This is a genomic window from Caballeronia sp. LZ043 (genome assembly GCF_031451075.1).
Lineage (GTDB): Bacteria > Pseudomonadota > Gammaproteobacteria > Burkholderiales > Burkholderiaceae > Caballeronia.
Window position 1 is genome coordinate 282,588 of the sequence record NZ_JARUXT010000002.1, and the last position, 22,179, is coordinate 304,766.

The window sequence follows — 22,179 nt, forward strand, 5'->3', positions numbered from 1 at the left end:
GACCGCAGCGACGCGCACTATCGCGTGCCGGGTCTGGAACGGGGACGGCGCATTCTCACTGAATGCTCGACGTGCCCAGATGGTCGCGCCGCGTGGGCATTCCGCGCACGACTGTGTTTCGCCTGCTGCAGACGCTGGAATTGCTCGGCTTTCCTTGTCGACAAGGTGCGTCATGCCGCTGGCGACCTCGCGAAGCGGTTCAATTGCCACGGCTCGGCCGTGCAGAAGCACAACCCATACATGAAGGCCCTGGGGATCCGATGATTCGATTCGACCTGACCGGTCAGGTCGCGGTGGTGACGGGCGGTTCGTCCGGCATCGGGCTCGCGACGGCGGAACTCTTTCTGCAGGCGGGCGCCTCGGTCGCGATCTGCGGCCGCGACGCCGCGCGTCTCGAACGCGCTGAGCGGGGCCTGCGCGATGGCTTTCCCGCGGCGCAATTGCTGGTCGCGCGCTGCGACGTGCTCGACGCGATCGACGTGAGCGCCTTCGCGAGCGCGGTGCAGGCGCGCTTCGGCCGCACCGACATGCTTGTGAACAACGCGGGCCAGGGCCGCATCTCGACGTTCGCCGACACCAGCGACGAAGCCTGGCGCGACGAACTGGAACTGAAGTACTTCAGCATCATCCGGCCCACGCGCGCATTCCTGCCGATGTTGCGCGCGGCGGCGAGCGGCAACGCATCGATCGTCTGCGTGAATTCGCTGCTCGCGCTGCAGCCGGAGTTGCACATGGTTGCGACGTCGTCGGCGCGCGCCGGCGTGCTGAGCCTCATCAAGTCGCTCGCGAGCGAACTCGCGCCCGAGCGGATTCGTGTGAACTCGATCCTGATCGGCATCGTCGAGTCGGGCCAGTGGCGCCGCCGCCATGAAGCGGACGAACAGGCGCAGGCCGCCGGCCAGAGCTGGGACGACTGGGCGCGCGAGCTCGCACGCAAGAAGAACATTCCGCTTGGCCGCTTCGGTCGCCCCGAAGAAGCGGCCCAGGCGCTCTTTTATCTGGCGACGGCGCTGTCGTCCTACACGACGGGCAGTCATATCGATGTATCTGGAGGCGTTGCGCGACATGTCTGAAACCACTACCGTCGGCGAGCTGATTGCCGCCTTTCTCGAACAATGTGGCGTCAAGACCGCGTTCGGCGTGATCTCGATCCATAACATGCCGATCCTCGATGCGATCGGCCGGCGCGGCAAGATCCGCTACGTCGGCGCACGCGGCGAAGCGGGCGCCGTCAACATGGCGGACGGGCTCGCGCGCGTTTCCGGCGCCCTCGGCATGGCCTTCACGAGCACCGGCACGGCAGCGGGCAATGCGGCCGGCGCGATGGTCGAAGCGTTGACCGCGGGCACGGCGCTGTTGCATATCACCGGCCAGATCGAAAGCGATTATCTCGATCAGGACCTCGCCTATATCCACGAGGCTCCGGACCAGCTCACGATGCTCAAGTCGATCTCGAAGGCCGCATTTCGCGTGCGTTCGGTCGACACGGCGCTGCCGACCATCCGCGAAGCCGTGCGCGTTGCGCGCACCGCGCCGAGCGGCCCAGTGAGCGTAGAGATTCCCATCGACATTCAGGCCGCACGGGTCGAGTGGCCCGCCGACCTCGCCGCGCCGCACCTCACTACGCTCACGCACGACGACGCGCGCGTGCAGGAACTCGCGAACGCGCTCGCCAAGGCGAGGCGTCCGCTGTTGTGGCTCGGCGGCGGCGCGCGTCACGCGCGCGCGGCAGTCGAGCGTCTCGTGGCGCTGGGCTTCGGCGTGGTGACGAGCGTGCAGGGCCGTGGCGTGCTGCCCGAAGATCATTCGGCCACGCTCGGTGCGTTTAATGTCAGCGAGCCGGTCGAGCGCTTCTACAGGACTTGCGACGCAATGCTCGTGGTGGGCTCGCGCCTGCGCGGCAACGAAACGCTCAAGTACATGCTCGCCTTGCCCCAACCGCTTTATCGCGTGGATGCCGACGCGCTGGCCGACAACCGCGGCTACTGCAACGCGCTGTTCGTTCACGGCGACGCCGTCGCGGTACTCGATGCGCTCGCAACGAAGCTCGAAGGCCGCATGAAAGTCGATCCGCAGTTCGCCGTCGACCTCGCCGCCACGCACGAAACGGCCGTGGCCGAAACGGCGAAGGGGCTCGGGCCTTACCGCCGTCTCGTCGACGCACTGCAGCGTGTCGTGGGCCGCGATTACAACTGGGTTCGCGACGTGACGATCTCGAACAGCACGTGGGGCAACCGCATGCTGAAGATCTTCACGCCGCGCGCGGGCGTGCATGCGCTTGGCGGCGGCATTGGCCAAGGCATGCAGATGGCGATTGGCGCGGCGCTGGCGGGTTCGGCACCGAAGACGGTGTGCCTTGTCGGCGACGGCGGCCTGATGGTCAACGTGGGCGAACTGGCAACGGCCGTGCAGGAAAAAGCGAACGTCATGATCGTTTTGATGAATGACCAATGCTATGGCGTGATCCGCAACATTCAGGACGCGCAGTACGGCGGCCGCCGCATGTATGTCGATCTGCATCAGCCGGAGTTCGCGCAGTTCTGCGCGAGCCTCGGGCTCAAGCACTTGCGCGTCTCTACGCTCGATGACGCCGAGGCCCTGATTCGCGAAGGCTTCGAATGCGAAGGTCCGGTGCTGCTCGAAGTGGACATGAAAACCGTGGGCAGCTTCGAGACCGCATTCGCCGGCCCGCCGGTGCGCAAGGAAGATGCGGAGGAGTCGCAACATGCATGACGCCCACTGGGAAGCATCGCGGCACGCGCCTGTCCACGTCGCGATGATCGGCTTTGGCGCGATCGGGCAGACGGTCTATCGGGCCGTGGCCTCCGATCCGCTCGTGCATGTCTCGCACGTGATCGTGCCTGCGCAGTATGCGGCCGCGGTTCGCGGCATTGTCGATGCGTCGGTGGAAGTCGTGTCGTCCGTGCATGTGCTTTCTGCGAAACCGCAGTTCGCGCTCGAATGCGCGGGTCACGGCGCGCTCGAGGATCACGTGGTACCGCTACTGAAGTCGGGCACCGACTGTGCGATGGCGTCGATCGGCGCGCTCTCCGACGTTCACCTGCTGGAGCGGCTCTCGCTTGCCGCCGACGAAGGCCGCGCCACGCTCACGCTGCTGCCGGGCGCGATTGGCGGAATCGACGCGCTTTCGGCGGCGCGGTTGGGCGGGCTCGACGAGGTGCTGTACACGAGCCGCAAGCCGCCGCTCGGCTGGCTCGACACACCGGCCGAAGCCGTATGCGACCTGCGCACGCTCACGAGCGAACACATTGTTTTCGAAGGCAGTGCGCGTGAGGCGGCGCGCCTCTTTCCGAAGAACGCCAACGTGGCGGCGACGATCGCGCTCGCGGGCCTCGGCCTGGACGAAACGCGTGTGCGCCTTATCGCCGATCCGGCGGTGCAGCGCAACGTGCATCGCATCGTCGCGCGCGGCGCGTTTGGCGAGATGTCGCTCGAAATGTGCGGCCGTCCGCTGCCCGACAACCCGAAAACCTCGGCGTTGACCGCGTACAGCGCGATTCGCGCACTGCGCAACCGCGCGGTACGCTGCGTGATCTGAACGAGGCGCAGTAATGCGGGGCCGTGCCGCTGCAATGGCACGTGCGAAGAGACAGATTCCAGGACCTGTGAAATGACTTCATTCGATACGAGCCACGTGCACGATCTGGTGCCCAACGGCGACATCCTGATCGGCGGCGAGTGGCGGCGCGGGCGCGCCGCGCCTTATGTGAGCCTCTATCCGGCCGACCAGTCGCTCAACCTGGAGGTGTCGACAGCGAGCGCCGAAGACGCGGCCGAAGCCGTGGTCACGGCCGACGCCGCCTGGCGCCGCGCCGACTGGGCCGGGCTCAAGCCGCATCAGCGTGCGCTCGTGCTCTACCGCATTGCCGATCTCATTACGCGGCGCCACGAAGCGCTTGCGAACCTGCAGCGGCGCGACAACGGCAAGCCGATTGGCGAGACTCGCGCGCTGGTGGCGAGCGCGGCGAGCACGTTCCGCTATTACGCGGGCTGCCTCGAAACGCTCGACGAAGAACTGACGCCCTCGCGCGGCGACTATCTGACGATGAGCGTGTACGAGCCGATCGGCGTGATCGCGGCCATCACGCCCTGGAATTCGCCCATTGCCTCCGACGCGCAGAAGCTCGCCCCCGCGCTCGCGGGCGGCAACTCGGTGGTGCTCAAGCCCGCCGAGCCGACGCCGCTCGCTTCGCTCGCCCTCGCACGCATCTGCGAGGAAGCCGGCGTGCCCAAGGGCGTGCTGAGCGTGCTACCGGGCAAGGGCTCGGTGATCGGCGACGTACTCGTGCGCCACCCGCTGGTGAAGAAAGTGTCGTTCACGGGCGGCACGGAAGTTGGCCGTGGCATTGCGCGCATTGCGGCGGAGAAACTCATCCCGGTCTCGCTCGAACTGGGCGGCAAGTCGCCGACCATCGTGTTCGAAGACGCGGATCTCGATCACGCCGTGAACGGCGTGCTATACGGCATCTTCAGTTCGTCGGGCGAAGCGTGCATTGCGGGCTCGCGCCTGTTCGTGCAGCGGCCCATCTACGCCACGTTCATGAAGCGACTCGCAGAGGGCGCGCGCAAGCTGCGCGTAGGCGACCCCTCGCGGCCCGAGACGCAGATGGGGCCGCTCATCACGGCGCAGCACCGTGAGTCGGTGGAGCGCTACGTGGCGCTCGGCCTCGAAGAGGGCGGCCGCTTGCTGTGCGGTGGCGAACGCCCGGTTGGTGACGGACGCGAGAGGGGCTTCTTCTTCCAGCCGACGATCATCGAAGGACTCGAAAACAGCGCGCGCATCTGCCAGGAAGAAATTTTCGGACCGGTGCTCGTGGCGCTGGCGTTCGATGACGAAGCCTCGCTCGTCGAGCAGGCCAACGACAGCGTGTTCGGTCTCGCCGCCGGCATCTGGACGCTCGACTACAAGCGCGCCTGGCGCACCGCGCGTGCGCTCGAAGCGGGCACCGTGTGGATCAACACCTACAAGCTGTTTTCGATCGCCACACCGTTCTCGGGCCGGAAGGAGAGCGGCATGGGCCGCGAGAAGGGCCGACTCGGCATTCGCGAATACATGCAGCAAAAGACCCTTTACTGGGGCTTGAACGACGCACCGCTGCCCTGGGCAAATGCCTGAACCGACAGGAACCACGAACATGACGATTCTCGGCATCGAACAGATTACTTACGGCGTGACGGACTTCGAAACCTGCCGGCGCTTTTTCGTCGATTGGGGCTTGAAGGACGTTGCGCATGACGAAACACGTGCGCGTTTCGAAACGCTGAACGGCTGCACGGTGCTCGCCGTCGACGCGAACGACCCGTCGCTGCCGAAGGCGTTCGAAGCCGGTCCGACGCTGCGCGAGGTCACGTGGGGCGTGGCGCGGCGCGAGGAGCTCGCGGCGCTGCGCGAGCTCCTCGCCTGCCAGCCCGGCTTTTACACAACCGATGACGCGGTGGGCTGCTTCGACCCGGCGGGCATGGCGGTTCGCGTCGAAGTCACGCGTCGCCGTGAACTCGACGTCGAAGGTTCGCCGTCGAACGTGTGGGGCCAGGCGCTGCGCGTCGATACGCCTTCGCCCGTGTACGAGCGTGCGGAGCCCGTCGAAGTGGGCCACGTCGTGTTCTTCACGAACTGCCTCGCCGAACAGGAAGCGTTCTATCACGAACTGCTTGGTTTCGAGACCTCGGACCGTTATCCGAAGCGTGGCGCGTTCATGCGCTGCGCGCCGCACGGCGGCCATCATGACCTGTTCCTGCTCGCGCTGCCCGACGGCAAGAAGGGGCTGAACCACGTGGCCTTTACCGTGCGCGACATTCACGAAGTGTTCGGCGGCGGCCTGCACCTCAGCCGTTGCGGTTGGACCACGCAACTCGGCCCGGGCCGGCATCCGGTGTCGTCGGCGTACTTCTGGAACTTCATGAACCCGGCGGGCGGCCTCATCGAGTATTACGCCGACGAAGACGTGCTCACACCCGCGTGGCAGCCGCGCGATTTCGAGCCGGGCCCCACTGTGTTCGCGGAATGGGCCGTGGACGGTGGTCTCGACGGCAATACGCGCCGCCAGAAGAGCGCCGATTCACCGCACGGAGCGTTCATGACGCAGCGTAAGCAATGAGCGGCTCACTCGACGAGGGCGCCTTCGAAGCGTCGCGTACAGTCGTCGAGACGCTGCGCAAGGAGGGCTTTGCAGGGCGCCTCGTGATGGTCGCCGGCGCAGCGGATTTGCCCGACGAGCGGCCGCCGCTTCCGAGAGCGGTGCTGGCGGGCGATGTCGATACGCTCGACATCCAGACGTGGCAGCCCGATTGCGCGACCTCGATCGACCGCACGGCGCGTGGAGTAAAGCCCCGTTCGGGGCGCGAGGTGGAGGACGACCGGCTCGTCATCGCGACGGTCAACCCGCGCGTGTTCGCGTGCGGCGGCGTGCCAGAGGCCGTGCGGGGCCCGGAGGTGGCATATGCCGGGATTCCGTGGTTCTGCTCCGGCCAGTACGACGTGAACGCGCTGATTCCCGGTGACCTCCCGGCGGACGCGCAGCTTGCCATACGCGTCAACCTCGCTGGAAGCGCGCTGCGCTCCGCTTCGTCAGGCACGGCACCCTGCCCGGCGATATCGCCATCGATGCGCCGCGCGACCTGAAGCTTGGGCGCAAGTGGATGAGTCGAGGCCGCCCGGTCGATCTCTCGATCTCGACCGACACCAGCAAGGCGCTCGCATGGCGCACACACATGTGGAAGGATGAGACGCATGGGAAGCATCGATGAATTCGTGGGACAGAGCAACCGACTCGCCGTGGACGAACCGCATACGCGCGGCTCGATCATTGCCCGGCTGGAACGCTTGCCGGCCAACGCAATGCAGGTGCGTGCGCGCCTCCTCGTCGGCCTTGCAACGTTTTTTGATGGCTTCGACGTGATCGCGATTGCCGCGACGCTGCCGATTCTCATCCAGAAGTGGCACCTGAGCCCATGGGAAATCGCGTGTTTGATCGCCTCGGGATCGGTCGGGCAATTGTTCGGCGCATTCCTGTTTCCATGGGTGGCCGAGCGGCATGGCCGCGTGCGTGCGATCGCCTGGAGTTCCGGCATCATCGGCGTGACGAGCATTGCCTGCGGCTTTGCGCCTACGTTTGCCGCATTTGCAGCGCTGCGCGTGATCCAGGGCTTCGGGCTCGGCGGCGAGTTGCCCGTGGCGGCAACGTATATCAATGAGATCAGCCGTGCTCATGGCCGTGGACGGTTCGTTTTACTTTTCGAAATTGTGTTCCCGATCGGGCTGCTCGCGTCAAATGCGCTGGGTGCGTGGATCGTGCCGCGCTTCGGCTGGCAGGCGATGTACTTCATCGGCGGACTGCCGCTCGTGCTGTTCTTCGTACTGCGCCGTCTCGTGCCCGAGTCGCCGCGTTGGCTGGCCGAGCGACGTCGCCTGAATGATGCAGACATGGCCGTGACCGCTTTCGAGCGCACCGTCAAGGGCGCACTTTCGGCTCCTGCGCAGGCCGAGGCGTTCGAAGCACTCGTCAGCCGTCACCCCAGGCGTCGCGTGAAGGACCTGTTTGGCCCGGCGTACCGCAGGCGCACGCTCGCCGTTGCGATGCTGTGGATGACCTGCGGTTTCATCCAGTACGGACTTTCGACCTGGCTGCCCACGATCTATCGCACGGTCTATCACGCGCCGTTGCAGCTTGCGCTCAATCTCGCGGTGGCAGCGTCGATACTCGGCGTGCTGGGGTCGCTGATCTGTGCGCTGCTCGTCGACAAGGTGGGACGTAAGCCGATCATCAACGTTTCGTTCGTCTTGTGCGCGCTATCACTGGTGATGGCGGGCGTGTGCCACGCCATGTCGGTGTTCGTGGTCGCGGCGTTCTGTGCGCTGGCGCTGGGTTTGCTGGCGTGCGGGTTCATCACCGCGTACGTCTATACGCCGGAGCTGTATCCCACGAGTATTCGCGCGCTCGGCTGTGGTGTGGGCGGTGCGTGGCTGAAGGTGGCGGCGATCTTCGCGCCGGCCATCGTTTCGAAAACCATGGTTGGCGGCAATCTCGATGTTGCATTTTATGTTCTCGCGGCCGTGCCGTTCCTTGCGGCTATCGCGGTGCATTGTCTCGGCATCGAGACCAAGGGGAAGGTGCTGGAGCAGTTGGAAGCGTGATGAACCCGATGCTCTCGGCCATGCCGATGGCGCTCGTCGCGACGAGCGCCCGTTCGGGGTGAGGTTTTTCATTGGGAAACCGAAATCTCCACAGGTGCATGAGTCTCTCCAATGTTTCGTCAAGCGAGAAAATGCCATGTATGGATGATGCGGCGGCCATATGACTGTCGCATTCAGTGAAACCATGCATGACAGTGTTTCAGGGAAAGCAAATCCCTTCTGCTGGTTACTCGCTGCAAGACGCATTGCGAGACGATCGGCAACCTAATCGGGTGTGCATGCCATTGCCGAACATTTGGTCCGGCCCAAGAATTTCACTCATCGCGTTCGGCGGCAGTGAGCCTTCGGCCGACAATGTTTCCGGGAGAGATGACATGCAATTCACACTGAACGGACGCCCCTTCGAGTTTGACGGCGATCCAGAAACGCCGCTGCTCTGGGTGATTCGCGAGGCCGCCGGCCTGACCGGCACCAAGTACGGTTGCGGCATCGGCGCGTGCGGGGCGTGCACGGTGCATCTGGAAGGCGAGGCGACGCGCTCGTGCGTGCTCCCGGTATCAGTGGTCGCGGGGCGCCGCATCACCACCATAGAAGGGCTTTCGCCCGGCGTGACGCATCCCGTGCAGGCCGCATGGATCAAGCAGGACGTGCCGCAATGCGGCTATTGCCAGTCGGGCATGGTGATGGCCGTTGCGTCGCTGCTCACCCAGTATCCGCACCCCACCGACGCGCAGATCGACCAGGGCGTGACGAACCTGTGCCGCTGTGCGACCTATCACCGTATTCGCGAGGCCATTCATGTCGCAGCGAATTCGTGAGTGCGATCAGGGCGCGTGCAGCGAAGGCCGACGCGCTTTCCTGAGGGTAGGCTTTGCCGTGGCAGGCAGTCTCGTGCTGCCGCTCGCTTGGAGCACCCACGCCGAAGCTGCCGGCGAAACCTCGCGCTTTCACGAGATCAACGACTGGGTGCGTATCGACGCCGACGGCCGAACGATAATCGGTCTGTCCCAGGCGGAAGTCGGGCAAGGCGTCTACACGGGACTGCCGCAAGTGCTCGTCGACGAGATGGATGCCGACTGGAGCCAGGTGAGCGTGGCGTTCGTGACGGGGCGCGACGCTTACCGTATTTCGGCAGCGAATGAAATGCCGCAGCAGTTCGTCGGCGCCTCGATGTCGATGACGATGTTCTACACGCGCTTGCGTGTGGCCGGCGCGCAGGTGCGTGAGGCGTTCCTGAAGGCCGGCGCGCATCGGCTCGGCGTGCGGCCCACGCAGTGCACGACGAAGAGCGGCCGAGTGATCCAGCTGCAAACGGGCCGCGCGGTCGCCTACGGCGAATTGCTCGATGACGTAGCGAAGCTGCCGCTCGATGCGGAGCCGCGTTTGAAGCCGGAATCGATGCACACGCTCATCGGCGCGTCGCTGCACAAACTCGACGTGCCCGCGAAAGTGAGCGGGCGTGCAGGGTTCGGTGTCGACGTGGTCGTCCCAGGCATGCTCAACGGGGCCGTGAAAATGGCGCCGACGCTCAACGGCAGGCCTGTTGCCGTGCGCAATCGCGATACGGTGCGCGCGATGCCGGGCGTGGTCGAGGTGGTGCAGGCGAAGGATGCCGTGATCGTGGTCGCGCAGTCGTACTGGCAGGCGAAGAAGGGCTGCGACGCGGTCGACGTGCAATGGGACGACGGTGGCACGGCACCCTTCGACAGTGCGACGATACTCGCGCAGCGCAAGGCCGCGCTAAACGCCACCGGGGCGCCGGTCGCCACGCGAATCGGCGACGCGGCGGCGTATCTCGATGCGCCGCAGGCGCGCGTGGTCGAAGCGGACTATCACACGCCCTATGTCGTGCACGCGACGCTGGAGCCCGTGAATGCCACCGTGCACGTGCGCGAGCACGACATCGAGGTATGGGGGCCGATTCAGGGGCAGGACAAGGTGCGCTGGACGCTCGCCGCCATCTTCAGCGTGCGTGCGGAAAAGGTGATCGTGAACACGACTTTCCTTGGGGGCAGCTTCGGGCGCAAGTACCTGCCGGACTTCGTGATTCACGCGGCCGTGGCGTCGAAGGCCGTGGGCAAACCCGTTAAGGTTATCCGCTCGCGCGAAGACGACATTCGCCACGGCTTTTATCGCCCAGGCGTCTCGGCGCGCATGCGCGCGGCGCTTGGTCCCGACGGTTATCCGCAAGCCATGCGCGTGCGCGTGGTGGGGCAGTCGCTCTATTGGTCGATCAAGCGCGACTACTTCGAAAAGATGGGCGGTTGGGACGAAACCATGCTCGATGGCCTGTACGACCTCGGCTACGCGGTGCCGAACCTGCTCGTTGATTCGGTCAACGTTACCCAGCCGATTCCCGTGAGCTTCATGCGCAGCGTGGGCAGTACGTCGAGCGTGTTCTTCCTCGAAAGCTTCGTCAACGAACTCGCGCACGCGGCGCGGATCGACCCGCTCGTGTACCGGCGGACGATGCTGCAACACGACCCGCTTGCCGTGCGCGTGCTCGACCAGACCGCCGCGAAGGCCGGCTGGTCTGGCAAGCCGGCGGCGGGGGTGCATCGTGGCGTTGCCTATTGCCTTTACACCGGGCGCGGCGGCGCGTTCACGACCTATGTCGCCACGATCGTGGAACTGCGCATGGTGGAGGGCCGCGCGAAACTCGAACGGGTGGTGTGCGGCATCGACTGCGGGCGCGCCGTCAATCCCATGCTGATTCGCGAGATGGTCGAGGGCGGCATTGGCTTCGCGCTGACGAACACGTTCAAGAGCGAGATCACGTTCAAGGGCGGCGCTGTGGAGCAGGACAACTTTTCCAACTACCCGCTCCTGTATCTCGCCGAGATGCCGACGATCGAGGTGGTGATCGTGGCAAGCGACCGGCCGCCGCAAGGCTGCGGTGAAGTAGCCTTGCCGCCGGTCGCGCCGGCCGTTGCCGACGCGCTGTTTCAGGCGACGGGCAAGCACCTGCGCACGATGCCGCTCGAACAGCCACTTGGCTGAGGCAAGGGAACCCTTCCGTTCAACCTTTGACGAGGTGTTTTACATGATCCGTATCCGTAGCTTGATCGTGCCGTTGGTAGCGGTGCTGAGCGCAACCGGCGCGCGCGCCGAAGCCGCGATCGACGTTGCGCGCGCCCAGCAGATCGCGACCCAGCATGCCTGCTTCGGTTGTCACGCCGTCGACAGGAAACTCGTTGGTCCCGCATACCGCGACGTGGCCGCCCGCTACAAGGGCAATGCCGGCGCACTCGCGACACTCGTGACTCACGTGCAGAACGGCAGCTCGGGCAACTGGGGCGCCGTGCCCATGCCGCCGAACCCGATCAGCACCGCAGACGCTCAAACCGTCGTGCAGTGGATTCTTGCAGGCAGCAGGACGAATTGATCGAAGGCGGGCCGGGGGCGACCCGACCTGTGGGGCGCGGATCGCCGGCAGCGGATGCCTCTTCCTGGTCAAAGCAGGTGGGACATTGCATCGATAATTGTCACGACTTAGTTGGAGTGGGTATTGAAGAAGCTATGGGCGGTAGCCGCACTGACCGGTACGGCGAGTCTGGCCTGCGGCCAAAGTAGTGTGACACTTTACGGTATCGTCGATACCGGCATCGAGTACTACGACAACGTGCCAAAAGGCGGCTCGTTCGTCGGCATGCCGTCGCTTACCGGCGAGATGCCGTCGCGCTTCGGGCTGCGCGGCGTCGAGGATCTAGGCGGTGGCTTCAAGACGTTTTTCGTCCTGGAAAACGGCTTCGCAACGGACAGCGGTGCGCTGAACTACGGCGGCCGGCTCTTCGGGCGCCAAGCCAATGTGGGCCTGAGCGGCGACTACGGCTCGTTCACACTCGGCCGCCAGATGAACATGTCGATGTACGCGCTGCTCAACGCAGATGTTATCGGTCCCTCGATTCATTCGATGGCGAGCTTCGATGGCTATCTGCCAAACGCGCGCAGCGACAGCGCTATCGGCTATCTCGGGGAGTTTCATGGCGTGACGGCAGGCGGCACTTATAGCTTCGGCCGCGACGCGGCAGGACCTGCCGGGCCTTCCGCGACGAACTGCGCGGGCCAGATTCCGGGCGACGCGGTGGCCTGCCGCCAGTACACGGCGATGCTCGCCTACGATGGCACGTGGGGCGGGGTGGCTGCGTCGTACGACGTGATGAACGGCGGCCCGGGCGCTGCGGCACCGCTCGTGAACCCGGACTACAAAGACACGCGGGTCATCGTCGACGCATATGTGAAGTACAGCCGCGGCAAGGCGGGCGGCGGGTGGATCCGGCGCAATACCTCGGCAGAGAGGCATGCACAATCCGATATCTTCTTCCTCGGGACGACCTGGTTCTTCACGCCCGCGCTCTGGTGCGACGGCCAGGCGCTGCGCTACATCTTGCGCGACGATTCGAATTCGACGATGCTGGTCGGGCGCGTGAATTACGCCCTCTCGAAGCGCACCACCGCTTATTCGTCGGTGAGTTATATGTTCAACAGCCCGCTTGCGGCGAACGCGATCGCGGCTGGGGGCGCGGTACAGACGGGCGCGAACCAGTTCGGCGCGATGGTAGGCATCGAGCGGCGCTTCTAGCCCCGGATCGGAGAAGGCGATGGCAACCGACTTGTTGAGCGATATTCTCGCGGACCTGTGCGCCGACGCCGTGGTCACAGGGTACTTCTCGCTCACCGCGCCGTTTGCGCTCAGCAAGCCGGCTGTCGACGGCGCCATGTTCAGAACGGCCTTCGGCAGCCCGTTCTACGTCATCGTCGCAGGGATGGAGCCCGTGCTCGTCGAACCTGGTGACTTCCTGCTGCTGCCGCATGGGCACGAGCACGTGCTCGCGTCGTCGCCCGAGGTCAGGCCCGTGCCATTCGACGACCTGATGGCGAGCCAGGGCATACGCCCCAGCTTCGACACGCCGCTGCGCTTCAGCGCGGGCGGCGGCGGCTCGGTGAGCGAACTATATACGGGTATCGTGGTATATCGCGAGGCCATGCGCTGTCCGCTTTTCTCGGTGTTGCCGCCGCTCATTCACGTGCGCGCGAACGATCCTGCCATGGTCCCTTGGCTCGCGAGCACACTTTCTTCCTTCATCCGCGAATCGATGTCCTGCCAGCCGGGTTGGGCGGTGGCGGCGGCGCGGCTCGCCGACGTGCTGTTCGTGCAATTGCTGCGCGCGCATTTGGGTTCGGCGGTCAGCCATACCGGCTGGTTGCGCGGCATCATGGACCCGCAGATTGGCAAAGCCATCGCGTTGCTGCACCGGAATCCGGAGCGTGACTGGACTGTCGAGTCGCTGGCGGCTGCGGCGGGCATGTCGCGCTCGCGCTTCAGCGCGCGTTTCGTCGAACTCGCCGGCGAAACGCCGATCGGTCATCTCACGTCGTACCGCATGTATCTCGCGAGTGATGCGCTCAGGCACACCCGGCAGAGGCTGATCGAGATCGCGGAGAGAGTGGGCTATGCCTCGGAAAAGGCCTTTATTCGTGCGTTCCGGCGCTGGTCCGGCATGGCGCCGAAACAATATGCGCGCAGCGAGGCGCGATCACTGCGACATGGACCGTAGTTAGGCGGCGCCGCAAGCCGGACTGACGCTCGAACTCCACGCCTCGTGGCGGGAGCAAACGTCTGGGGGCAAGGGCTGCGACGCGACGTCGCAAGGCTCGGTGCGAACGCCGTGTCCAGTTGCGCACCCGGTACGCACCCACTTGAAAACAAGTCGCGAGGCGTTTGAATGACGCCCCAAAATTCCTGTATAAGCGCCGCTGCCTGATGGTTATACGCGCTGCCGGCGCAGCGTTCCCGCACCATCGATTATTGCCGCCAGGACAACATCCTGTAGGCCTTCGCGACGCTACTGGCGCGCGCTTCTCCTCACTACACTCTGTCGCACAGTTGATCGAAACGCGAGCCGGATCAGGCCCGCGACATTCGTCGCCTCGTGCGGCATATCCCGTGATGAAAGGAGTCTCGAACATGAGCCAGATTACCCGCAACGTGCAGCCCGTTACCGCGAGCCTCGGCAGGAAGAATGCAGGCGAACTCGTGCCGTCCCGCTATGCGGTGCGTATCGGTGACGTCGATGTCGTGCTGATCAGCGATGGCGTGCTGCCGCTGCCGACCTCGACGATGTCCACCAACGTGAGCGAGGCGGACCGCAACGCATGGTTCGATAGCCGCTTCCTGCAGCGCGACAGGTTCGACTGGGCGTTGAACATCGCGCTCGTGCGCAGCGGCGAGCATCTGATCCTGATCGATTCGGGCGTGGGCGACGGCTTCGAATACTTCTCGCGCGCGGGTCAGTCGGTGATGCGTCTCGAATCGGCGGGCATCGACCTGAAGGCGATCACCGATATCGTGATCACGCACATGCACATGGATCATGTCGGCGGGCTGAACAACGACGGCGTGAAGGCCAAGCTGCGTCCTGACGTGCGCATTCATGTGGCGGCGGCGGAAGTGGCGTTCTGGAAAGATCCTGACTTCAGCAGGACGGTCATGCCGGAATCGGTACCGCCCGCGCTGCGCCGAGCGGCTGCAACTTTCGTGAAGCTGTACAGCGAAAACATCGTGCTCTTCGACCGGATCGTGGACGTCGCAGCGGGTGTGTCGGCACGCGTGACGGGTGGGCACACGCCGGGGCATTGCGTGGTGGATGTCGCGTCGAACGGCGAGAAGCTGACCTTCGTCGGCGACGCGATCTTCGAAGTCAACTTCGATCATCCCGCCTGGCAAAACGGCTTCGAGCATGATCCCGAGAAAGCCGCGGACGTGCGTATCGCGTTGCTCGATGAAGCCGCCGAATCCGGCGCCTTGCTGGCCGCGGCGCATGTCGCGTTCCCTTCCATCGGACACGTTGCGAAGAACGGTGAAGGCTTTCGCTTCGTGCCGGTGCTGTGGGATTATTGAGCGACGCTGCACGCGCGTTCACGTGCATCACTGATTTTTGATCGAGGTTGACAAGCAAAAATTCAGCGTTTTAGACTTGAGTCACCCTCGCGGCCCGACAATGATGTCCGCCCGAGGACCCGGCACAGAAGCCCCTTGACGAACCACTGGTTCGTCAAGGGGCTTTTTTTTGTCCGAAATATTCCGCTGTTCTAGCGCCCACTTCTGGAGAACCCGCATGTTGCTGAAGCCGTCGGGCTGGATGCGTCTCGCCCTTACCGCAGGACTCGCACTGACCTCGCTCGCATCGAGCGCCGCCGATCCCGTGAAGATCGGCTTGCTGGAGGACGCTTCAGGAAACTTCGCGTTGGCCACCATTCCGAAGATCCACGCTACCCAACTTGCGGTCGAGGAGATCAACGCGAAGGGCGGCATACTCGGACGTCCGGTGACGCTGATCGCCTACGACACGCAGTCGGACAACACCAAGTTCCAGGAACTCGCCCGGCGTCTCGTGCAGACCGACAAGCCCGATGTGATCTTCGGCGCGTTCTCCAGCGCATCGCGCGAGGCCATCCGTCCGATCATGGACCGCGCACATCAGCTCTACTGGTACGACAACCAGTACGAGGGCGGTGTGTGCGACACGAACACCTTCGTGACCGGCGCGGTGCCCGAGCAGCAGTTCTCCACGCTCATTCCATGGATGATGCAGAAGTACGGCAAGAAGGTGTACACCATCGCCGCCGACTACAACTTCGGGCAGATCTCGGCGGAATGGGTGCGCAACATCGTGAAGGAGAATGGCGGCACGATGGTCGGCGAGGAATTCATCCCGCTGTCCGTGTCGCAGTTCGGCCAGACCATCCAGAACATCCAGAAGGCCAAGCCGGACTTCGTGGTCACGCTGCTGGTCGGCGCGAACCAGGCGTCGTATTACGAGCAGCAGGCATCGGCGCATCTGAACCTGCCGATGGCCAGTTCGGTCAACGTCGGCCAGGCCTACGAGCACAAGCGTTTCAAACCGCCGGCACTGAAGGACATGTATGTGACGGCGAACTATGTCGAGGAAGTCGATTCACCGGCAAGCAATGACTTCAAGAAACGCTTCCACGCCAAGTTCCCGAACGAGCCGTACATCAACCAGGAAGCGGCCAACGCCTACGACGCCATCTATCTCTACAAGGCTGCCGTCGAAAAGGCCAAGACGACGAACCAGGATGCGGTGCGCCATGCGCTCGAGAGCGGCGACATCTGCACGACAGGCGCGCAGGGCAAGGTCTGCATCGACCCGAAGAGCCATCACGCGAGCCATACCATCTATCTGGTGCACGTGAAGGAAGACCATAGCGTCGAGATTCCGAAGGTATGGGACGACGTGCAGCCGTACTGGCTCGGCAAGGTCGGCTGCGATCTGCCGAACAAGCCGGATCATCGCCAGTACACGCCGTCGAACCTGCCCAAGAAGTCCTGATCCGAAGCCGGCGCGCGCTGCCAGGCGCCGCGCGCGCGTCTTCCTGAACGTGGAGCATGCATGGCCACTCTCACCACGCTTTACTCGCTCGTCTACCAGTTCGGCGACAACTTCGCCTACCTGGTGCTCGCCGCGCTCGGTCTCGCAGTGATCTTCGGCATGATGGGCGTGATCAACCTCGCGCACGGCGAGTTCATCATGTGCGGCGCCTATGTCACCATCATCGCCGCGAAGCGCGGCCTGCCGCTGCCGCTCGCGATGCTGCTCGGCGCGCTCGCGGCGGCGTGCGCCGGCGTGATCGTCGAACGGCTCGTGATCCGTCATCTCTATGACCGCCTGTTCGATTCGGTGGTCGCCACCTGGGCCATCAGCCTCATCGTGCAGCAGACCATGCTGCTCGTCGCGGGGCCGTCCATGGAAGGCATCGCGACGCCGTTCGGTTCCTTCTCGCTCGGCGAATATTCGTTCTCGACCTATCGCGCTGTGCTGCCGCTCATTGCCCTCGCGATTCTCTTCGGGCTCTATCTGCTGTTCTTCAAGACCAACTACGGCGTGTGCGCCCGCGCGACCATCCAGAACGCGAGCATCGCGCAATGCCTCGGCCTGCGCACGGACCGGCTCTACACGCTGACCTTTGCGCTCGGCGCCGGGCTCGCGGGCCTCACGGGCGCGCTGTACGCCCCGACCATGACGGCGGTTCCCACCATGGGCAGCAATTTCATCGTGCAGGCCTTCGTCTCGGTGGTCGTGGGCGGCGCGAACGTGATTGCCGGAACGACGCCGGCGGCTGGCGTCCTTGCCATCATCCAGACGGCGCTCACGGCTTCCTATGGACAATTGTTCGGGCAGATCGGGCTGCTGTTGACGGTGATCGTCGTGATCCGGCTGATGCCGCAAGGCCTCGGCAATCTCTTTACCCGCCTGCGCTAGGAGGCCTGCATGAAGCAAACCGGAATGGCTTCCAGCGCTGCGCCCGGCGCCTGCGCGCGGGTCCTGCGCGTGCTGCCGTGGCTCGTTGCGCTGTGCCTGCCGCTCGTCGTCGATGCCAACACCAGCGGCAATCTCGCGTACTGCCTGCTGTGGGCCTTCAGCGCGATGGGCCTGGCCGCGATGTGGGGCTACGGCGGCATTCTGTCGTTCGGGCAGACGGCGTTCTTCGGGCTGTCGGGCTATAGCTACGGCATCTTCACGCTGAACTATGGCGATTACTGGTTTCAGTCGTGGCTCGGTCTCGGCGCGGGGCTCGTGGTCAGCGTGCTGGCGGCTGCGCTGATCGGCTACATGATCTTCTATGGCCGCATCAAGGGCGTGTTCATCGGCATCGTCACGCTGTCCGTGACGCTGGTGCTCGAAACCTTCATGGCGCAGACCGCCGGGCCGCAATGGGCGATCGGGGAAGCGCGGCTCAACGGCTACAACGGCATGGGCGGCATGACGCCGCTGACGATTCCCTGGCCAGGCGGCCCGCTGACGCTGGAGAACGCCAGCTTCTACTATCTCGTGCTGATCCTGCTGATCGTGGTCTACGCCGTCATGCGCAAGCTGCTCGACGGACCGTTCGGTCTCACGCTGATCGCCATCCGCGAGAACCCGCAGCGCGCGGAGATGCTGGGCGTCGACATCCGCCGTCATCAGTGGCTCGTGTTCGTGCTCGGTTGCACGCTGGGCGGTCTGTCGGGCGCGCTCTACACGATCTGGGGCTCCTACATCACTCCATCGACGATGGGCCTCACCGCGGCCGCCATGCCGGTCATCTGGGTGGCCACATCGGGGCGCAAGACCATTGGCGGGACGATTCTTGGCACCGCGCTGCTGGTCTGGCTCTCGCAGAATCTCGCCGTGTACGGCAGCCAGTACGCGCTGATCCTGCTCGGCGCAATCCTGCTGATTGTCGTGCTGGCCGCGCCCGAAGGCCTGCTGCCGTTCGTCACGCGGCAACTCGGACGGCTCGCCGGCCGCGCGGGCGGCGGCGCGCGCCACGGCGGCCCCTGTCTCAAGCGCGAGGAGGGCAAATCATGACCACGCTGCTGGAAACGCGCGGACTCAAGAAGCACTTCGGCGGCGCGCACGTCATCAACGGCATCGACTTCAGCATCGACGCAGGCGAGATTCGCTGCGTGATCGGGCCGAACGGCGCGGGCAAGAGCACCTTCTTCAAGCTCATCACGGGGGAGCATCGGCCGTCGGAGGGGAGCGTGATGTTTCTCGGCGAGGACATGAGCCATGTGCTGCCGCACCAGCGCATCCGCCTGGGCATGAGCATCAAGTTCCAGATACCGGGCGTGTTCCCCGATCTCAGCGTGCGCCAGCATCTGCAACTGTCGCTGCATCGCGCGCGCGACGACCGGCCCGAAAGCCTCGACGACCTGCTCGAGCGCTTCATGCTGGAGCAGGAGGAGCACGTGCTGGCGCGCAATCTGTCGCACGGCAAGAAGCAGTGGCTCGAAATCGCCATGGCGGTCTCGCTGCGGCCGAAGCTGCTGTTCCTCGACGAACCCGTGGCCGGCATGTCGGTCGAGGAAACCCATGCAACGGGCGAACTCATCAAGCGGCTGTCGGCGGCCGGGCTCACGATGATGGTGGTCGAGCACGACATGACCTTCGTCAAGCAGATTGCGTCGCGCGTCACGGTGCTGCACGGCGGCAGCGTGCTGGCCGACGGCCCGCTCGACGAGATCCTCGCGCGCGACGATGTCGCCGAAGTGTATCTGGGGAAAAAGAAATGAGCGCGTTGCTCGAAGTGTCGGGCGTGGAAGCAGGGTATGGCGGCGGACGCGTGCTCAACGGCGTGTCGCTCAGCATCGGACGGGGCGAGGTGCTGGCGCTGATCGGCCGCAACGGCGTCGGCAAGACGACGCTGATGCGTGCGCTCATCGGGCTGGTGCCGCTCGATGCCGGAGAGATCGTCCTCGACGGTACGGCTATCGGCCACGAGAAGCCCTACGTGAGGGCGCAGCAGGGCATGGGCTATGTGCCGCAGGGCCGCGAGATCTTCGGCGCGCTGACGGTCGCGGAAAACCTTCAGGTCGGCGCGCAGGCGAACCGGGCGAAGGCCGCGCAGATGCGCGAGCGGGTCGTCGACTATTTTCCGATCCTGAAGCAGCGTTACGCGCAGAAGGCGGGCACGATGAGCGGCGGCGAACAGCAGCAGCTCGCCATTGCCCGCGCGCTTATCAGCGCGCCGAAGGTGCTGTTGCTCGACGAGCCGTCCGAGGGCATCCAGCCGTCCATCGTGGATCTGATCGGCGAGACCTTGCAGCAGATCGCGCGCGAGACCGGCATTGGCGTGGTGCTGGTGGAACAGGACATGGGCATGGTCGAGCGTATCGCGACACGCTGCTGCGTGATGGACAAGGGCCGCATTGTCGAGACATTGAGTCCCGCGCAACTCGGGGACGAGCAACTCATTCGCCAGTATCTGGCACTGTGACGGAGAGCGGAACATGAAATGGCTTGAGGACTCGATCATGATGAAGCGCGGCCAGGGCGCGGGCCGTGAGCCGGTGGAGCATCATCTCACCGAGCAGATGCAGAAGACCTATCACTACACCATCGGTCCGTACTCGGATCCGGTGCTGCACGTGAAGCCGGGCGACCGCATCGTGGTGGAAACGCGCGATGCCTTCGAAGGCAAGATCAAGGAGGAGACGGACAGGCCGTCGCAGGTGCTTCAAGTGCCGTTCCTCAATCCGCAGAACGGGCCGATCATGATCGAAGGCGCCGAGAAGGGCGACGTGGTCGCGGTGTACATCGAGAAGATGGCGCCGCGCGGCCCGGACCCGCACGGCTTCTGCTGCATGATCCCGAACTTCGGCGGGCTGACCGGCACCGACTACACCGCGCTGCTCAACGAGCCCTTGCCGGAAGTGGTGCGCAAGATCAGGATCGACGAGGAGAACGTGTACTGGAGCAAGCGCAACACCTTGCCGTACAAGCCGCATATCGGCACGCTGAGTCTTTCGCCGGAAATCGATTCGATCAACTCGCTCACACCTGATAATCACGGCGGCAACATGGACGTGCCGGACATGGGGCCGGGCAGCATCACGTATCTGCCGGTGCGCTCGCCGGGCGGACGCCTGTTCATCGGCGATGCGCACGCCTGCCAGGGCGATGGCGAGGTGTGCGGCACCGCCGTTGAGTATCAGAGCACGACCACCGTGCGCGTGGACCTCATCAAGGGCTGGCGGATCGACTGGCCGAGGCTCGAGAATGAAGACGCGCTGATGAGCATCGGCAGCGCTCGGCCGCTGGAGGATGCCACGCGCATTGCCTATCGCGAGCTCGTGTTGTGGATGGCCGCGGAGTATGGCTTCGACAAGTGGGACGCGTACATGATGCTGAGTCAGGTGGGCCGCGTGCGCCTGGGCAATTTTGTCGATCCAAAATACACGGTTGGCGCGATGGTCGCGAAGCACTATCTGAAGTAACGCATCATTCAGTCTGAAGAAACGACACCAGACGACCCAGGCGCGAGGCCGCGGCTTCGCGCAAACAAGAGAGCGTGTCAAGAAATGGCTTTGTCCGATCCCATTCGAGTGGGCCTGCTGTGCTCGACCAGCGGTTCGACCGCGCTGCTCGAGCAGTCCCAATGGCGAGGCGCCTGTCTCGCCGTCGACGAGATCAATGCGCGCGGCGGTATTGGCGGACGCGAACTCGTTGCGCTGCACTACGACCCCGGCTCCGACCCGGCCGCGTTCCGCGAACTGGCGGAGCGGCTGATCCTGAAGGACGGGGTCAACACCATCTTCGGCGGCTATACGTCCACGAGCCGCAAGGCGATGCTGCCGGTCGTCGAAAAGCACAACCGTCTGCTGATCTATGCGCAGATGTACGAGGGCTTCGAGTACTCGGACAACATCATCTATAGCGGCGCGTCGCCGAATCAGAACGGCGTGCAGCTGGCGGACTTCATGACCGAGACCTTCGGTGCGCGGGTGTATTTCGTCGGGTCGAGCTATGTCTATCCGTACGAATGCAATCGCACGATGCAGGAGCTGCTGCTCCAGCATCCCGAAGGCGCGATCCTCGGCGAACGCTATCTGCCGTTCGACGCCACGCGCGAGCAGTTCGAGCAGGTCATCGCCGATATCCGCCGCAAGGCGCCGGACTGGATCTTCTGCACGGTGATCGGCGAGACCGTGCCGTATCTCTACGACGCCTACGCGCATGCCGACTTCGATCCGGCCCGCATGCCCATCGGCAGCCTCAATACTTCGGAGACGGAAATCCGCGCGATGGAGCCCGGCAGCGCCGCCGGCCACATCACGGCCGCGCCGTATTTCCAGAGCATCGACACGGTGGAGAACCATCGTGCGGTCGCGCTGCATCAGTCGCGCTACGGCGCGCACACGCCCACCGACATGAACTGGGAAGCCGCCTACTATCAGATGCACATGTTCGCGGAAGCGTTCGCGCGCGCGGGCTCCGACAAGCTCGCGAGCATCATGCCGCAGCTGCTCGGTTCCGAGTTCAACGCGCCGCAAGGCCGTGTGCGCATCGATCCGGTGAATCATCACATGGCGCTCTATCCGCGCATTGGCCGCGCTTCGGCGGACGGCCAGTTCACCATCCTGCGCGAATCGAAGTTCGCCGTCGGGCCCGATCCCTATATGACGCGTCAGACGCTCGGGGACTGGGTCACGAAGCTGAGCACGCGGGACTCCTGAC

At 64.6% G+C, this 22,179-nt stretch carries 19 protein-coding genes and 2 pseudogenes; all 21 read left to right on the forward strand.

The window, feature by feature from the left end; all coding sequences use genetic code 11:
• Window positions 1-62 precede the first annotated feature (62 nt).
• Window positions 63-122, forward strand: a pseudogene (locus QCE64_RS14625) (hypothetical protein); the annotation flags it as partial.
• 138 nt (window positions 123-260) lie between these two features.
• On the forward strand, window positions 261-1,073 hold the full coding sequence (locus tag QCE64_RS14630; RefSeq protein ID WP_310005780.1) for an SDR family oxidoreductase: 813 nt from the start codon (window positions 261-263) through the stop codon (window positions 1,071-1,073).
• Window positions 1,066-2,733 carry a thiamine pyrophosphate-binding protein gene (locus QCE64_RS14635; RefSeq protein WP_309920902.1) on the forward strand — a complete coding sequence of 556 codons (1,668 nt, stop codon included), beginning with the start codon at window positions 1,066-1,068 and terminating at the stop codon, window positions 2,731-2,733. Before QCE64_RS14630 ends, QCE64_RS14635 begins: the two co-directional genes overlap by 8 nt.
• Window positions 2,726-3,559, forward strand: a complete 834-nt coding sequence (locus QCE64_RS14640; protein ID WP_310004496.1) for an aspartate dehydrogenase — start codon at window positions 2,726-2,728, stop codon at window positions 3,557-3,559. Before QCE64_RS14635 ends, QCE64_RS14640 begins: the two co-directional genes overlap by 8 nt.
• 72 nt (window positions 3,560-3,631) lie before the next feature.
• Window positions 3,632-5,137 (forward strand): aldehyde dehydrogenase, encoded by a 1,506-nt coding sequence (locus QCE64_RS14645; RefSeq protein WP_310004498.1) that lies wholly within the window; start codon window positions 3,632-3,634, stop codon window positions 5,135-5,137.
• 19 nt (window positions 5,138-5,156) lie between these two features.
• Window positions 5,157-6,119 carry a VOC family protein gene (locus tag QCE64_RS14650; protein ID WP_310004500.1) on the forward strand — a complete coding sequence of 321 codons (963 nt, stop codon included), beginning with the start codon at window positions 5,157-5,159 and terminating at the stop codon, window positions 6,117-6,119.
• Window positions 6,116-6,768: pseudogene (locus tag QCE64_RS14655) on the forward strand (oxidoreductase C-terminal domain-containing protein). The gene QCE64_RS14650 and the pseudogene QCE64_RS14655 overlap by 4 nt, the downstream one beginning before the upstream one ends.
• On the forward strand, window positions 6,752-8,155 hold the full coding sequence (locus tag QCE64_RS14660) for an MFS transporter (RefSeq protein ID WP_310004502.1): 1,404 nt from the start codon (window positions 6,752-6,754) through the stop codon (window positions 8,153-8,155). The pseudogene QCE64_RS14655 and the gene QCE64_RS14660 overlap by 17 nt, the downstream one beginning before the upstream one ends.
• 374 nt (window positions 8,156-8,529) lie before the next feature.
• Window positions 8,530-8,973, forward strand: coding sequence for a 2Fe-2S iron-sulfur cluster-binding protein (locus QCE64_RS14665; protein ID WP_309920916.1), 444 nt, complete (start codon window positions 8,530-8,532; stop codon window positions 8,971-8,973).
• Entirely contained in the window at window positions 8,954-11,155 is a 2,202-nt protein-coding gene (locus tag QCE64_RS14670; protein WP_309920919.1) for a molybdopterin cofactor-binding domain-containing protein, read from the forward strand. Before QCE64_RS14665 ends, QCE64_RS14670 begins: the two co-directional genes overlap by 20 nt.
• Window positions 11,156-11,198: 43 nt before the next feature.
• Window positions 11,199-11,540 carry a c-type cytochrome gene (locus tag QCE64_RS14675; protein ID WP_310004504.1) on the forward strand — a complete coding sequence of 114 codons (342 nt, stop codon included), beginning with the start codon at window positions 11,199-11,201 and terminating at the stop codon, window positions 11,538-11,540.
• Window positions 11,541-11,663: 123 nt separating this feature from the next.
• Window positions 11,664-12,737, forward strand: a complete 1,074-nt coding sequence (locus QCE64_RS14680; RefSeq protein WP_310004506.1) for a porin — start codon at window positions 11,664-11,666, stop codon at window positions 12,735-12,737.
• Window positions 12,738-12,756: 19 nt separating this feature from the next.
• Complete coding sequence (locus QCE64_RS14685) at window positions 12,757-13,713, forward strand: AraC family transcriptional regulator (protein ID WP_309920925.1); 957 nt, start codon at window positions 12,757-12,759, stop codon at window positions 13,711-13,713.
• Between the two features lie 410 nt (window positions 13,714-14,123).
• Window positions 14,124-15,056, forward strand: a complete 933-nt coding sequence (locus QCE64_RS14690; protein WP_309932100.1) for an MBL fold metallo-hydrolase — start codon at window positions 14,124-14,126, stop codon at window positions 15,054-15,056.
• Window positions 15,057-15,273: 217 nt separating this feature from the next.
• Window positions 15,274-16,509, forward strand: coding sequence for an urea ABC transporter substrate-binding protein (locus QCE64_RS14695; protein ID WP_309834307.1), 1,236 nt, complete (start codon window positions 15,274-15,276; stop codon window positions 16,507-16,509).
• A 60-nt stretch (window positions 16,510-16,569) separates the two neighbouring features.
• Window positions 16,570-17,439 carry an ABC transporter permease subunit gene (locus QCE64_RS14700; RefSeq protein ID WP_309920932.1) on the forward strand — a complete coding sequence of 290 codons (870 nt, stop codon included), beginning with the start codon at window positions 16,570-16,572 and terminating at the stop codon, window positions 17,437-17,439.
• A 9-nt stretch (window positions 17,440-17,448) separates the two neighbouring features.
• On the forward strand, window positions 17,449-18,528 hold the full coding sequence (locus QCE64_RS14705; RefSeq protein WP_404987377.1) for an ABC transporter permease subunit: 1,080 nt from the start codon (window positions 17,449-17,451) through the stop codon (window positions 18,526-18,528).
• Window positions 18,525-19,235 (forward strand): ABC transporter ATP-binding protein, encoded by a 711-nt coding sequence (locus QCE64_RS14710; protein WP_309932101.1) that lies wholly within the window; start codon window positions 18,525-18,527, stop codon window positions 19,233-19,235. Before QCE64_RS14705 ends, QCE64_RS14710 begins: the two co-directional genes overlap by 4 nt.
• Window positions 19,232-19,939, forward strand: coding sequence for an ABC transporter ATP-binding protein (locus tag QCE64_RS14715; protein ID WP_309812794.1), 708 nt, complete (start codon window positions 19,232-19,234; stop codon window positions 19,937-19,939). Before QCE64_RS14710 ends, QCE64_RS14715 begins: the two co-directional genes overlap by 4 nt.
• Window positions 19,940-19,952: 13 nt before the next feature.
• Window positions 19,953-20,939 (forward strand): acetamidase/formamidase family protein, encoded by a 987-nt coding sequence (locus QCE64_RS14720; protein WP_310004509.1) that lies wholly within the window; start codon window positions 19,953-19,955, stop codon window positions 20,937-20,939.
• An 84-nt stretch (window positions 20,940-21,023) separates the two neighbouring features.
• Window positions 21,024-22,178: a transporter substrate-binding domain-containing protein gene (locus QCE64_RS14725; RefSeq protein ID WP_310004511.1), complete on the forward strand. Its 1,155-nt coding sequence runs from the start codon at window positions 21,024-21,026 to the stop codon at window positions 22,176-22,178.
• Window position 22,179 lies beyond the last annotated feature (1 nt).

Excerpts from the sequence above, each read along its gene's own strand:
- QCE64_RS14710 (WP_309932101.1), top strand. The coding sequence starts at position 18,525 with ATGACCACGCTGCTGGAAACGCGCGGACTCAAGAAGCACTTCGGCGGC.
- QCE64_RS14675 (WP_310004504.1), top strand. The coding sequence starts at position 11,199 with ATGATCCGTATCCGTAGCTTGATCGTGCCGTTGGTAGCGGTGCTGAGC.
- QCE64_RS14630 (WP_310005780.1), top strand. The coding sequence starts at position 261 with ATGATTCGATTCGACCTGACCGGTCAGGTCGCGGTGGTGACGGGCGGT.
- QCE64_RS14670 (WP_309920919.1), top strand. The coding sequence starts at position 8,954 with ATGTCGCAGCGAATTCGTGAGTGCGATCAGGGCGCGTGCAGCGAAGGC.
- QCE64_RS14640 (WP_310004496.1), top strand. The coding sequence starts at position 2,726 with ATGCATGACGCCCACTGGGAAGCATCGCGGCACGCGCCTGTCCACGTC.
- QCE64_RS14700 (WP_309920932.1), top strand. The coding sequence starts at position 16,570 with ATGGCCACTCTCACCACGCTTTACTCGCTCGTCTACCAGTTCGGCGAC.
- QCE64_RS14665 (WP_309920916.1), top strand. The coding sequence starts at position 8,530 with ATGCAATTCACACTGAACGGACGCCCCTTCGAGTTTGACGGCGATCCA.
- QCE64_RS14695 (WP_309834307.1), top strand. The coding sequence starts at position 15,274 with ATGTTGCTGAAGCCGTCGGGCTGGATGCGTCTCGCCCTTACCGCAGGA.
- QCE64_RS14660 (WP_310004502.1), top strand. The coding sequence starts at position 6,752 with ATGGGAAGCATCGATGAATTCGTGGGACAGAGCAACCGACTCGCCGTG.
- QCE64_RS14725 (WP_310004511.1), top strand. The coding sequence starts at position 21,024 with ATGGCTTTGTCCGATCCCATTCGAGTGGGCCTGCTGTGCTCGACCAGC.
- QCE64_RS14645 (WP_310004498.1), top strand. The coding sequence starts at position 3,632 with ATGACTTCATTCGATACGAGCCACGTGCACGATCTGGTGCCCAACGGC.
- QCE64_RS14720 (WP_310004509.1), top strand. The coding sequence starts at position 19,953 with ATGAAATGGCTTGAGGACTCGATCATGATGAAGCGCGGCCAGGGCGCG.
- QCE64_RS14715 (WP_309812794.1), top strand. The coding sequence starts at position 19,232 with ATGAGCGCGTTGCTCGAAGTGTCGGGCGTGGAAGCAGGGTATGGCGGC.
- QCE64_RS14685 (WP_309920925.1), top strand. The coding sequence starts at position 12,757 with ATGGCAACCGACTTGTTGAGCGATATTCTCGCGGACCTGTGCGCCGAC.
- QCE64_RS14690 (WP_309932100.1), top strand. The coding sequence starts at position 14,124 with ATGAGCCAGATTACCCGCAACGTGCAGCCCGTTACCGCGAGCCTCGGC.
- QCE64_RS14635 (WP_309920902.1), top strand. The coding sequence starts at position 1,066 with ATGTCTGAAACCACTACCGTCGGCGAGCTGATTGCCGCCTTTCTCGAA.
- QCE64_RS14705 (WP_404987377.1), top strand. The coding sequence starts at position 17,449 with ATGAAGCAAACCGGAATGGCTTCCAGCGCTGCGCCCGGCGCCTGCGCG.
- QCE64_RS14650 (WP_310004500.1), top strand. The coding sequence starts at position 5,157 with ATGACGATTCTCGGCATCGAACAGATTACTTACGGCGTGACGGACTTC.